Raw genomic sequence first — 11,956 nt, 5'->3', positions numbered from 1 at the left:
CAGTGCGTAAGTACGACGTAAGTTATGTGTAAATAGGATTCAGTTAAGAGAACAGTTGCTACGGCTACATCAAAGCTAGTCAAAAATGGCGGTTATACAAAAACAAAAAGCCTAATTTATGGGTTTAGGATGAGACTTAAATCTAAAACAAACCCTGGTAAGACATCTTCTCCAGAAAGCTTTGGCGGTTGGGCAGTAGAAAAGTTCAGCGTTTCGACCGCAATACCAGGACGATAAATTTCTACTAAAGGTGTGATAGGGTCAATTAACCAACCCAAACGCGCCCCATTATCTCGATATTCTTGCATTTTGGCACGCAGTTTTTTGAGAGAATCAGTTTGAGAGCGCAGTTCAATCACAAAATCGGGACATATAGGTGGAAAGCGTCGCCTTTGGTCAGGTGTCAGTGCATCCCATCGTTCTTGCTTTATCCAAGTAGCATCCGGCGAACGATAAGCACCGTTGGGTAAGCGAAATTCTGTAGAGGAATCAAAAACCTTTCCTAGCTTGCTTTGACGATTCCATAAACCAAGTTCTATGTTGATATCCGAATTTTGGATGCCACTTTCGCCGCCAGTTGGAGGCATAATGATCAGTTCTCCTTCGGCGGTAAGTTCTATGCGCCACTCATCATTGGCTAGACAAATTTGATAAAACTGCTCATCAGTAAGACCTACAGCGGGTGGTATGTTGAGGGTGAGAGCTTCCATAGGTGTTTTGCCAATAAGATTAATTTTATTATGAGCGATCGCATCTTTCCCAAGTGTAGTGTCAGGCGATCACAAATCATCTAACTCACATAAATCAAACAATGGTTACATTAGTTGTCATCATTAACACCCTTATTTCCCTACTGCTGTTCTACATAGCTTGGCAAATCTGGAAACTGAAGCAACGAATAGCATTCATCACCGATAGGTTAACTTTCTATGAAAAATGTAGCCAGACTCTGCTGTCTCAAACACCCCAAAATATTGATATTAGCCAGCAAAGTCTCCGCAACCTCCGCCTCAATAACCAATCTCTACAATTTAAAATTCAGCAAGTGCGCCAAATTGTGAGTCTGCTACTTTTAGGACAGCGACTAGGTAAACGCTATATTCGTCAATCCAATTCTTTCTGGCTAAGAAAAACAGTCACCAAAACTGGAATAAACAATAGCAACATTTCTAGTTGATAAATTGTCACGATAAATTAACTCGATAAAATCATTCTGGTTATACAAGGGGAAACAACCCACCTAAAATGGGTGTAAGGAGAGAAACAATTCAAATGTCTAATAACCGTTCTGGAGTCTTTATTGGCGGTATGATGCTAGGAGCAACTATCGGTGCTTTAACTGGTTTGCTCATTGCTCCTCGCACAGGACGCGAAACGCGTAAACTTTTGAAAAAATCTGCTGATGCCATCCCAGAATTAGCAGAAGATTTATCAACAAGTGTGCAAATTCAGGCAGATCGTCTTTCTGCCAACGCATTACGTAATTGGGATGAAACTTTAGATAGACTAAAGGAAGCGATCGCCGCTGGCATAGATGCTAGTCAGCGCGAAAGTCAAGTCTTGCATCGGCAAACCACTGAAGAAGACTCAGATTCGCTTCCCCAGCCTTTGGAACGCTCGTAGATAGCATAACCGTGATTGACCCCCTATTTTGGTTGGGACTGTCCCTACTCTTAGTCGCCGCCAGTCTAACTGCTGTTTTAGTGGCGGCTATACCCGCTTTACAAGAAGTAGCACGCGCCGCCCGCAGTGCGGAAAAGTTTTTTGACACCCTTTCGCGGGAGTTACCACCTACCTTAACTTCCATCCGCACCACTGGTATCGAAATCACTGACTTAACCAATGATGTTAGTGAAGGTGTCAAAAGCGCTGGTCAAGTCGTTAAACAAGTTGACCAAGGCATTGATGGTGCAAAAAAACAAGCCCAAAATCTTCAAGTCGGTACTCGTAGCTTAGTTGTTGGGATGAAAACTGCTTGGAAGACATTTACTCGTCAAAAATCATCTAAACGTACAGTAGAACGGTTGCCCATTAATGACAAGCAACAGCTAACATTACGAGAACGAGAAGCCATCCGGCAGGAAAATCGCCGCACTAAAGCCGAAGCTTACCGTTCTAATCATGCTTCTAGTTGGGATAGCAATTCTGAAGATGAAGACTATATTTCTTAAGTTTATCAGTCAGAATTTAGTATGAATTGAAGTCTGAACTAGCTGACAAATAAATGGGTTGAAGACACAACACTACATATTTGATTTAGTTGTCTAAAATTGGTGGTGTGCCTAAATCTCAGAATAACTTATTGATTCTGAATTCTTAATTTATAGACTATTCATTAGTTTTGAGCGTCTGTTGTCACTGTTGTGGAATTACTTTGAGCCAAGATGTGATCGTTTTGGCCTTGTCCATTAGTTTCAGTAGCGGTAAATGTTCTGGTATTAATTGTCATTGGCTCTTTGTCTTCCCTATTTTGTCCTGGAGAAGGCAACCAATATGCTAATACGCTAGTCACCCCGCCCCAGTAAAGTGCAGTATTTTGATCGTTACTTGGTTTGGAAACCAACTGCACAATACATAGCCCTAATACAACAGCACTAAAGACCACTTGTACACCAAATCTCCAAGCATTTTGATCAAAATTTTGTCTTAGTTGATTTCTGCTTGTATTAGATGAATCTGCCATGATATGAGATCCTCAAAAGATAAATTTCACCTTTGGTAAGCTTTAACACTACTTATTAGTAGGAAGTTTTTTTAACAACTATATTTGTTTCTTACAAGTCTGTGTAAGTGGGTTTCGGAAAAGTTAAAGATCAACTTTTGCTTACCGTCAGGAAAAGATGAAATTAGCCTAGGAGATTATTGGCGGTTGATACGATTCATTAGCCAAAGTGACCCAACCAATCCAGCAAAGTGGGCTGAAACAGTATTAGTGTTTGCCTGAACTACAAGCATATCAAGACCGCTAATAATCCGAGTTGGGTCAAAAAATTGCGTAGTGATGGCTTGCGGGGATATTGACCTGGCAACGAGTGTACCAACGATCGCCTGCGCCCCTAAAAGTGTGACTAATGTGCCAATTAAATTGATCCACAAGCCTAAACGTAATACCTGTAAGGTTTCGCTTTTACGCGGGCGGTTGCTAGGGTTGGAAGATTGCAGTTGTCTACCAATTCTGGTGTAACGGAAAGCTAAATAGATACCCGCACCCAAAATAATGAGTCCACAAACCGCTAGAAAGACTCCAAAGCCAGTTCCCGGATTATTACTAGGGCTACCTGTTCTTTGGGAAAAAATCGCAAATAGCAGGACAATTATGCTGGAAACCACACCTAATACTAACTGAATCCAAAAGCTAATCCAACCTGTGAGCCGGAATGTTTGGGCGATCGCCCGAAGAGTAGCAGAAGATGATGGAGCATCGGAATTTTGTGACATACTAATCACCAATGAGCTAGGTGCTTGCTAGATTTACTATCACACTTACCAGATGACCTATGAGTATCTCAAGTAGAACTGAGAAACAAAGTGTTTAATAAGCTTTACAGACAAAATGGCATTTTACTTGTAAAATTTCTTCGATGGCATTTTATGCTTATGCAGTTCTAATCGGCTCGGCATCATTTGACACCGATACAGGGGCTATGCCTCTGTCTTTATTGCTCCTCACCACACTGCCTAGAGCTTAAATTAGGAGGGTAAGTCTTACGCTCCTTAGAATTTCGCTTGTATCCCATGACTTTATCTGCGTGGGGCATATTTGTTTGGCATTTTTACGTTGACGCTTTGACCATCCTGCCTCAGTGTCTCTGTACTTTTTATTACGTAAGTAATAGTGCATACTGAACACAAGGATTATAAATCCCACCCTAAGGCATTTTTTTAGCCATTCACCAACCATGAAACTTGAGGATATATATCAATTCTTTGAAAATCCTCCGCCAACTTACCTCTGTCAGGAACTAGCTATTTGTTACATACTGTCTGTTTTACGGCAAGGTGAATCCTACGGAACCGAGTTAATTCAACGTTTAGAAACTGAATATCCAACCTATCGGCTTTCAGATACCGTACTGTATAGTGCGATTAAGTTTCTAGAAGACGAAAGGGCTATTAATGGGTATTGGAAGAAACTCGAAGGACGAGGAAGACCTAGGCGAATGTACCAAGTTTCTCCAGAATGGCAAGTTCAAGCGCAGGATTTAACGCGTCTTTGGCAAGAGTATATTAACGGGAGGACAAATTAACTAATAATTAATAATGAATAAATCTCCTCCATTCACACAGTAACAATCAGTTATGGATACTGCTATTCTGCCATCTACGTTGCTGCTCACCTTATTGTTATCAGTTGGGCTATTTTTCTTTATTCGTGCTGCAACTAAAGACCGCACAAAAACTGCACAACTGGTATCTGAGCAAGACGAAGCTGTATTAATGCCTCAATTACAGGATTATTTCCGTTCGCGGTCTTACCGAGTGGCAGCGGTAGACCGAGATAAAAATCAAGTTATTTTTGAGGGTTTTGTCCAACCCAGCTTATTTTTAGCAATTTTTTTGACGCTACTGGCAACAGTAGGTTTAATTTGTTTATCCTTTGTTCTATCACTGCTGTTTCCTAACATCAGCAGTTTTTTTCTAGGAATAGTGCTGTTATCACCGTTGAGTGGTGTGTTCTATTGGAAAAAAGCAGGAAGAACTGAGAAGGTGTTGCTTCATCTGCAAAAAGCTAATCAAGATGAACCAAGCTCCCCAGCCAAGATTACTGTAACTGCCCATCGAGATGAACTGATTGAGTTACAGAAAGCACTCAACTTAAAGCTGAGTGATTAAATTTGAGTTTTTTTACATTTCCTCCAGTGATGAGCGAGAGGAAATAAACAATAGGGAGTAGGAAAGAGGATTGTTGTGATGTAAATTTTCTCTATAACGAACTGCTGTAGAGAAAAAGGTATCTTGTAACCTAGCCTGCAAAAGAAAGGCGCAATGCGACTCTCACTTTTGAACGCTCTGTATCACTCTTTCTAACTCCCTGATGAATATTACATTGATAATTCAACTCACACAAACCTATACGGCTTGATGAGAGTTGTTTGTCCAACCGCCTGGACTACCCTTTACCCTCTACTGGCAAATCAGACCCAAATTTAAAAAAAATTGAAAATTTTGCATAAACTGATCAACTTTGCCAGTTAAATGAATATTCAGAACACCTTCAACACGTAAGATAGCCACTTAAAGTTCAGCGAGCAGCTAATGCCACAGGTTCCGAACCAGCCGGAGCTTCTAATGTTCGTAGGCTGGGGAACAAGAAATGGTTTTCTTCTACGTATTGAGCGCCAAACAGACCCTTTTCTGCCCAGAAATATCTGTCTGTTGTGTGTTCATTTCGCTTTACGAGTAGCAGAGCTGGTGGCAAGATCCCTTCAGCTTGAATGAATTTTCTTGCTGCTGTCACAGGTTTTTCTTCGCCGCTTTCGATGCTATATTGAGGCACATGCTCTAAAATCCGCCGTCCTTCCTGGCGACGACGACTCTTCCTTTTCCGTCTCCTTGCCAACCTATTTTCCTCCTCTTTCAAGCTATTAGATTGTAGTGATAGCTACAAAATCCGTCGTAATTATAAAAGTTCTAGTTCAAAAAATCAATAGTTTATAAACTTTTGATACAACAAAAATAATTTTTTTGAAGACAAATAAATCACAAAACTAGTAAAGTACAGGATTTCTTTATCTATACCATTATTTAAACAGCTTTAGTCAAGCTTGATGAAAACAGAGTTAGAATCAAGCTGATTCTTGAAAATTCCCTCAAAACCTGTGATCCTAAGCAAGAAATGAAAAATGTTAATGTCTGCTAGTTCAGATTTTGTGGCTTTATGCCGAGAACAAATTGCATTGTTAGCCCAAGGGTTGGGAGCCTCTTTAAGTGTGGTTTATTTAACACAAGAATTGGTAGAAGCTCCAACAACTGAGGCGAAACTGATTCCTGTGGTGGTTTATCCAGAAACAGCAGGATTACCACCAGGAGAAGAGAATACTGAGGTAAAAGCACGCAAACAATTACAAATTAGTAATATTTTGCTACTGCCCAAACAACAAAAACGGTTATTGACAGCAGCTACAGAATCTCCGGCTGCATCACCAGAGGTCGAAACCACGGATACTGAACAGCCAGATTTTCAAGAAGAGTATTTGCTGAGTGGACACCAAATTGTTCGACCCCTGGTTCATGAGGGTGTCATGATGGGATTACTGGTGACTTGTAGAGAAGACCGGGCTTGGAATCAACAAGAACAAAGTACTATTAAAAAGATAGTTCAGACTTTGGCGATCGCTTGTGTTTTAGATCAGCGTCGAGCATGGTTGCAACAACAGTTACACCAACAACAAGTTCTGCAAGAACAGCAGCGAGATTTATTAGATAATTTATTACACCAATTTCGCAATCCTTTGACCGCATTGCGGACTTTTGGCAAATTGCTATTTAAAAGACTGCGTCCAGGTGATCCTAACCGAGACGTGGGAGCGAATATTGTGAGAGAAAGCGATCGCCTGCAAGAATTATTGCAACAATTTGAGCAAGTTATTGACTGGACAGAATTAGATTTAGCACCACTGGCATTACCCCAAAATGAAGTATTTGTGGAAGCTACTGTCCAAACAGAACCCAAACCGATTTTATTATTACCAGGCACAGGAGAAAAAGCAACTGATTGCTCTTTAGCTGATTTATTAGCACCATTATTACTATCAGCAAAAGCGATCGCTCAAGAACGCCATCTCAAATTAAAAACAGAAATTCCCAAAAACTTACCCTTGGTGCGTGCCAATATTAAAGCTTTACAAGAAGTCTTAAGCAATATCATTGATAATGCTTTGAAATACACCCCCAAAGGCGGCAAAATTTTCATCCAAGTAGGGCAAGAAAGAGAAAATTTTATCGGTATTGCTATTAGTGATACTGGGCCGGGAATTCCCCAAGAAGACATAACACATTTGGGCGAAAGACATTACCGAGGTGTACAAGCACAAACAGAAATTCCCGGTACAGGATTAGGATTAGCGATCGCTAAACAATTAATCGAGCAAATGCAGGGTGAAATTGAAATTTTCAGCCCAGCAATTAATTCTGCGATCTCATCCCCCGATACACCGGGAACTACGTTTATTATTTGGTTGCCAATTAGTCAATAGTCAATGGTCAATGGTCAAAAAGTTCATTTTTACTATTGACTATGGACTCTTGACTAACAACTATCTAACTGAGACCAACAAATTTTGATTGACGGTCATTTGTAAATCGGTGTCGGGGTTAATAGCAATTAAGTCAACACTGTTGCGACCGAAGAATAAACCAATTAAGCCACCAATGGCCGCACCACCGAGAACTTCTTCTGTAGCGATCGCGCGATCGCCTGTGACTGCAGATACCGCCGCCGCAGCCCCAGCACCTAATACAGTATTCGTAATAATGGCTCTAGTACTAGTGCCTTTTTTCACTGTTTCCGTTTTTGTAATTACATCAGAGGTCGCTGCAATTTGATACTCTTGACCTGTCGTTAACACCAGTTTTTGAGCAACAAATTGGGAACCACCCTTTGCCGGTTTGAGTTGACCAACAACTTGACTACCAGCAGGAATTACTACAGTACCATCTTGGGTGACAACATTTTGCTCAACAGTCAGGGTTAAAGGAGCCGTTTCATCCTTAGTCACCAGAATTTTTTCAGCCTGATCATACTTCACAGGGATAACAGTTCCTTGCGGAATTGTGATTGATACAGGTGTTGGTGTAGTGGTTTGAGTAGCCACTATATAAGGTGAATTAATTGCCGAAGCTTGATTGGAACTAACTAACGCTTGGTAAATAAAAGCTGCTACCTGTGCGCGTGTTGCAGTTGCAGTGGGATTGAGGAACTTAACATTAGGATAGTTCACCACAATTTGCTTTTCAGTTGCCGCTGCGATCGGACTACGGGCATAACTAGCAATTCCAGAAGCATCGTTGAAGTATTGCAGAGTGCTTTCAACATTGCCATTAGCAGTATATTCCAGACCATTGGCCAGGGAAACTAAAACCTGTTGACGAGGAATAGCTTGGTTAGGCTCAAAGCGGTTTCCAGGATATCCAGAGAGAAAACCAATGGTATAAGCTTGCTGAATGGCGCTAGATGCCCAGAAATTGCTGGGTACATCCACAAAGCTGATTGACTGACGTTGCGGTGCTTTTTGGAAAGCTTTGTTAACCATCGCTGCAAATTGAGCGCGTGTTACTGCTTCTTCTGGACGGAAACTGCCATCAGGAAACCCGGCAATTACACCCCGCTGTGATAATTCTTGAATAAACTGTGCAGCCCAGTAGTTAGATGAAACATCAGTAAAAGTAGTTTGAGCAAAAGAAGGTGTAGCTGTCATAAAGGGGGCTACAGCACCAGCAGTGATGCTCAAAGCCATAAGTGCAGCAGTTTTAGATTGCCAACCAGTTAAAGTAAACATTAATTTTATGCCTCTAAATTTATTTTGTTTCTGTTAGTTACTTAGACAAAAACTGATATAAAAAGTTTCTGGCAATTTCTATTTTTCGGAGAAATTTTTACTTTTTTTTTACGAGAAATTATTTTCACCAAAATAGGTAATAAGTCATAGACAAACACACTATGACTTATTACCTATTTCCCATGACATATTAAAAATGAAATAAAATCTAATTAAAAAACTGCTATGCCATTTTGTACACATAGCAGTTATCAAATTAAACTTGAAAGTAAATTTATCCTTTCACTGCTACTTTCTTTTGTTGACGCTTTAAAAGTGAAGTAGTTCCGAAAGCACCTATTGCTAATACACCTAACATAGCACTGGGTTCTGGAACACTCTGCGCTAGTCTATAGGCGTGGTTATCTGTTTCAAAAGCAATACCATTTGAACGCATCACAACACGATCAAATTTTTCGCCTGCTTCACCTACAAGATTGACAAACATATTAGCTTGACCGCTAGTCCAGCTACCATCAGCTACTGCACCTGGTACATCTGAGCCACTAAAAGTCTTTAACAACTGATTACCGCTATAGATGTCAATGTAGTTGTAGCTATCTAATGAACCTGCATAAAAACCGAAGTAATCAACAGCTTCTTTGAAATTAATATTGACAAAACCACTATCACCTGCAACACCACTACCTGATGGAGCAATTGTGAGAAACTTAGTAGTATCTCCATAGGGTGAAGCATATTGACCACTTACACTACCCTGAACAATGTTAGTAGTGACATTAGAGTAAGTAGCAAATCCATTTGGGTCATTTGCTGTACCATCATCAAAGGTGACAGTTTTAGCATCAGAGTAGCTAGAGAACATCCCACCACTTACTACCATAGTTACGGCACTAGCTGGGTTAGCACTCGCTACAATAACAGTTGTTCCTAGTAAAGCAAGAGATAAATTTTTCAGCATTTTCGTTAAATTATTGAAGATATATGGAAATTAGCAATCATGAGTGATTTCCAACCAACTGATTACAGTTAGCTGTTTCTACATCCGCACTTATACAGGAGATAGAAAGATAAATTATTAAGTCCTGTCTGTGAATCTTATCTGTCACAGTAGGAAGGAAGATGCAAGTTTCTCTCGATGCCTGATAGTTTTATCTTGATTTTTTTTACTAGATATAGACACCGTAGATACACTAAATTTGCTTTAAAGAATGAATGAAGCGGATTTTCGACTTTAACAAGCAGCAAATATTCAGCATGTACCTTGAATATTAAATAAGACGAGATATAGATCAAATAGTTGCATTAATATTAAATTTTGTATCTATAAAAATGAAGCGATCGCACACTATATTGAAAGAGGCGATCGCTGATTAAGCTGATTGAGTTCACGACGGAAATATCAGTTAATAATTAGTAGTGTTTCGGGATATTACTAAATTGCTTGTCAGTGTGATGTCTAAATCTTGTTCTGGTCTGAGAACAAAGACATCAGCTTGTTTTTTCCGCAACAGTACACTGGCACCAGCACCCACAGCACCACCAATCACAGGTTCTAATACTTCTATCTTTCTGTTACCAGTCAGCAGTGAAATTACAGTAGCAGCACCAGCACCAATAGCTGCATCTGTTAAAATTTGACCAGTATCAGCGCCTTTGGTAATTTTTTCAGTTTCGGTGATTGTCCGAGAATTAGCATTAATTGGTAGTCTCCGACCAGAGGGGAAGACTAATTCTGACGCGACAAACCTTACACCCTTGCTATTGTCATTATTTCTGTTGCTGGGGGAATTTCTGCCATATAAATCGACAGGTTCTAATCTACCAACCACTTCAGTTCTAGCAGGAATTAAGACATTTCTATTTCTATCGATAATGTCATTAGCTATTCTTAGCTTCAGAGACATACTTTCGCCTGGGGTGACAACGACTTTTTCTTTTTCGTAAGTCACAGGCAAAGTTACATTAGCAGGAATTGTAGTTGAGCGTGATTGACCAAGATTATATTGTGCTTGGGCAGGAGCTACAGCAATTATAGGAGCGATCGCACCTGTAGTTAGTGCCATTGCCATGAATGCAGCTGCGCCTGATTTGATGCGATAAAGGTGTGTCATAACAAAATTTACTTTGATGTGTGTGACTTATGTGATGACGAGTGGTTACTGAGATTGTTTCTGACTAGCTAGAGAACTATCTCTAGGCATATACCGTAGTCAGGCTGATTGGATGACGCGGAGTATCTGCTATTGTTCCACAAAATATTACACTGCTGAAATGCTTCGCTAAATCAAGAGTTAGATACCTTTGATTGACGCAAATTTACAGCCTTTGTTCCACCAGAATTTTGTTTTATGAAAATAGGATATAAAATCCAGAATTTAATTCATAATTTTGCTTACTGACTCATAATTTTTTTGTCTAAATAATCTATGTATTTACACTAACTATAGAATGTAAAACAATAGGCATTATTTCATTGCCAAATTCTTGTGAAAACAGTTAAAACAAAATAGCTACTTCTATATTTATGGGGCAGTATATGCAAGTAACAAAAATAATTGATACCTACGATCAGGGCGCAGTAGATTATGAGAAGATTATGTTGCGTTACTGGCATATTGATCGTCAACCACTGATTGATTCTTTACAGCTTAAACCTGGACAAACTGTGCTTGATGCTGCTGTTGGCACAGGACTTAATCTTCCCGCATATCCTGAAGGAGTCAGTGTTGTAGGTGTAGATTTATCTGAGAAAATGATGGATGAAGCCCAGAAAAAGCGTGTATCCGCAGATATCACTTTTAAAGTATCTGATTTGCTAAATTTGGATTTTCCTGATAATAATTTTGATGCTGCTGCATCAGGATTTACTCTTTGTGTTGTTACCGATCCTGTACGCGCTCTGGATGAGATTTTACGCGTTACTAAACCTGGTGCATATATCGCCATTTTGGATTACTGTAAATCACGAGACCCAGAGATTCAGAAGTGGCAAGAATTAATATTTGATGCAGCTTTAGAAATGGGGTTTCCTACTGGCAAAATTAAGTGGAATGCATTGATGGATTACGATAAATTAATCTACAACAGTCAGTTGGCAATTGAAGTGCTACGGGACGAACGCATAGAAAGTCAAAACCCATTTTTATGCGGTTGCCAATTATTACTACGAAATTTGAAGGGTTAAGGGAAGCTTTTTTTTTGAGCCACAGAGCAACAAAGGCACAGAGAAATTCACAAAAGTAGGTTGGGTGGAGCAGCGGCGAAACCCAACAAAGTGTTTGCAGATGTTGGATTTTCTTCCTCAAATCAATATATATATATAGCGCCTAATACCAATTTAATGTGAAGCTGAACCCGATAACTCATGTAGAGGCTTTGTACATAACAACTGATAAATTGCATCTTTATCAAGAAACGGTATAAGCCATAGATGTAACAAGTAGAACCTAGAAATA

At 39.8% G+C, this 11,956-nt stretch carries 14 protein-coding genes; 7 read left to right on the top strand and 7 right to left on the bottom strand.

The window, feature by feature from the left end:
- Positions 1-116 precede the first annotated feature (116 nt).
- A complete protein-coding gene (locus tag AC504W_RS24200) occupies positions 117-710 on the bottom strand; it encodes a Uma2 family endonuclease (protein ID WP_494874745.1) in 594 nt (197 codons plus the stop codon).
- Positions 711-811: 101 nt separating this feature from the next.
- On the opposite strand from AC504W_RS24200, the gene AC504W_RS24195 reads away from it, so the two are divergent.
- The 3 genes from AC504W_RS24195 (at position 812) to AC504W_RS24185 (ending at position 2,171) form a co-directional block, all read left to right on the top strand.
- A complete protein-coding gene (locus AC504W_RS24195) occupies positions 812-1,177 on the top strand; it encodes a hypothetical protein (protein ID WP_494874744.1) in 366 nt (121 codons plus the stop codon).
- Between the two features lie 95 nt (positions 1,178-1,272).
- Positions 1,273-1,623, top strand: coding sequence for a YtxH domain-containing protein (locus AC504W_RS24190; RefSeq protein WP_096585329.1), 351 nt, complete (start codon positions 1,273-1,275; stop codon positions 1,621-1,623).
- A gap of 11 nt (positions 1,624-1,634) precedes the next feature.
- The gene (locus AC504W_RS24185; RefSeq protein ID WP_494874743.1) at positions 1,635-2,171 is read left to right on the top strand and encodes a hypothetical protein; all 537 of its coding nucleotides are present in this window, start codon (positions 1,635-1,637) and stop codon (positions 2,169-2,171) included.
- 164 nt (positions 2,172-2,335) lie between these two features.
- Here the strand turns inward: AC504W_RS24185 and AC504W_RS24180 are convergent, their stop codons facing one another.
- Together AC504W_RS24180 and AC504W_RS24175 are read right to left on the bottom strand one after the other, a co-directional pair.
- Complete coding sequence (locus AC504W_RS24180) at positions 2,336-2,683, bottom strand: hypothetical protein (protein ID WP_103123904.1); 348 nt, start codon at positions 2,681-2,683, stop codon at positions 2,336-2,338.
- A gap of 176 nt (positions 2,684-2,859) precedes the next feature.
- The gene (locus tag AC504W_RS24175) at positions 2,860-3,438 is read right to left on the bottom strand and encodes a DUF3611 family protein (protein ID WP_494874742.1); all 579 of its coding nucleotides are present in this window, start codon (positions 3,436-3,438) and stop codon (positions 2,860-2,862) included.
- A 461-nt stretch (positions 3,439-3,899) separates the two neighbouring features.
- On the opposite strand from AC504W_RS24175, the gene AC504W_RS24170 reads away from it, so the two are divergent.
- Both AC504W_RS24170 and AC504W_RS24165 read left to right on the top strand, forming a co-directional pair.
- Positions 3,900-4,247, top strand: coding sequence for a PadR family transcriptional regulator (locus AC504W_RS24170; protein WP_015115158.1), 348 nt, complete (start codon positions 3,900-3,902; stop codon positions 4,245-4,247).
- A 52-nt stretch (positions 4,248-4,299) separates the two neighbouring features.
- The gene (locus tag AC504W_RS24165; RefSeq protein ID WP_494874741.1) at positions 4,300-4,833 is read left to right on the top strand and encodes a cofactor assembly of complex C subunit B; all 534 of its coding nucleotides are present in this window, start codon (positions 4,300-4,302) and stop codon (positions 4,831-4,833) included.
- Positions 4,834-5,242: 409 nt separating this feature from the next.
- On the opposite strand, the gene AC504W_RS24160 is transcribed toward AC504W_RS24165, so the two are convergent.
- Positions 5,243-5,560: a DUF3155 domain-containing protein gene (locus tag AC504W_RS24160; RefSeq protein ID WP_015115160.1), complete on the bottom strand. Its 318-nt coding sequence runs from the start codon at positions 5,558-5,560 to the stop codon at positions 5,243-5,245.
- Positions 5,561-5,843: 283 nt separating this feature from the next.
- Between AC504W_RS24160 and AC504W_RS24155 the strand changes: the two genes are divergently transcribed.
- Positions 5,844-7,196, top strand: a complete 1,353-nt coding sequence (locus tag AC504W_RS24155) for a sensor histidine kinase (protein ID WP_494874740.1) — start codon at positions 5,844-5,846, stop codon at positions 7,194-7,196.
- Positions 7,197-7,256: 60 nt separating this feature from the next.
- Here AC504W_RS24155 and AC504W_RS24150 read toward each other — a convergent pair whose 3' ends face one another.
- From AC504W_RS24150 to AC504W_RS24140, 3 genes are all read right to left on the bottom strand, one after another.
- Positions 7,257-8,498, bottom strand: coding sequence for an S-layer homology domain-containing protein (locus AC504W_RS24150; protein WP_494874739.1), 1,242 nt, complete (start codon positions 8,496-8,498; stop codon positions 7,257-7,259).
- A gap of 274 nt (positions 8,499-8,772) precedes the next feature.
- Positions 8,773-9,459: an Npun_F0296 family exosortase-dependent surface protein gene (locus AC504W_RS24145; RefSeq protein ID WP_494874738.1), complete on the bottom strand. Its 687-nt coding sequence runs from the start codon at positions 9,457-9,459 to the stop codon at positions 8,773-8,775.
- 445 nt (positions 9,460-9,904) lie between these two features.
- Positions 9,905-10,612, bottom strand: a complete 708-nt coding sequence (locus AC504W_RS24140; RefSeq protein ID WP_494874737.1) for a conjugal transfer protein TrbI — start codon at positions 10,610-10,612, stop codon at positions 9,905-9,907.
- A 425-nt stretch (positions 10,613-11,037) separates the two neighbouring features.
- Between AC504W_RS24140 and AC504W_RS24135 the strand changes: the two genes are divergently transcribed.
- A complete protein-coding gene (locus AC504W_RS24135) occupies positions 11,038-11,685 on the top strand; it encodes a class I SAM-dependent methyltransferase (RefSeq protein ID WP_494874736.1) in 648 nt (215 codons plus the stop codon).
- Positions 11,686-11,956: the final 271 nt, after the last annotated feature.

This window comes from Nostoc sp. C96 (genome assembly GCF_059384975.1).
This window is presented reverse-complemented; position numbering and strand designations above follow the sequence as displayed.

Bases quoted from the DNA above. Each gene is read 5' to 3' on its own strand.
- AC504W_RS24200 (WP_494874745.1), bottom strand. From the start codon at position 710: ATGGAAGCTCTCACCCTCAACATACCACCCGCTGTAGGTCTTACTGAT.
- AC504W_RS24195 (WP_494874744.1), top strand. From the start codon at position 812: ATGGTTACATTAGTTGTCATCATTAACACCCTTATTTCCCTACTGCTG.
- AC504W_RS24190 (WP_096585329.1), top strand. From the start codon at position 1,273: ATGTCTAATAACCGTTCTGGAGTCTTTATTGGCGGTATGATGCTAGGA.
- AC504W_RS24180 (WP_103123904.1), bottom strand. From the start codon at position 2,683: ATGGCAGATTCATCTAATACAAGCAGAAATCAACTAAGACAAAATTTT.
- AC504W_RS24175 (WP_494874742.1), bottom strand. From the start codon at position 3,438: ATGTCACAAAATTCCGATGCTCCATCATCTTCTGCTACTCTTCGGGCG.
- AC504W_RS24170 (WP_015115158.1), top strand. From the start codon at position 3,900: ATGAAACTTGAGGATATATATCAATTCTTTGAAAATCCTCCGCCAACT.
- AC504W_RS24165 (WP_494874741.1), top strand. From the start codon at position 4,300: ATGGATACTGCTATTCTGCCATCTACGTTGCTGCTCACCTTATTGTTA.
- AC504W_RS24155 (WP_494874740.1), top strand. From the start codon at position 5,844: ATGTTAATGTCTGCTAGTTCAGATTTTGTGGCTTTATGCCGAGAACAA.
- AC504W_RS24150 (WP_494874739.1), bottom strand. From the start codon at position 8,498: ATGTTTACTTTAACTGGTTGGCAATCTAAAACTGCTGCACTTATGGCT.
- AC504W_RS24145 (WP_494874738.1), bottom strand. From the start codon at position 9,459: ATGCTGAAAAATTTATCTCTTGCTTTACTAGGAACAACTGTTATTGTA.
- AC504W_RS24140 (WP_494874737.1), bottom strand. From the start codon at position 10,612: ATGACACACCTTTATCGCATCAAATCAGGCGCAGCTGCATTCATGGCA.
- AC504W_RS24135 (WP_494874736.1), top strand. From the start codon at position 11,038: ATGCAAGTAACAAAAATAATTGATACCTACGATCAGGGCGCAGTAGAT.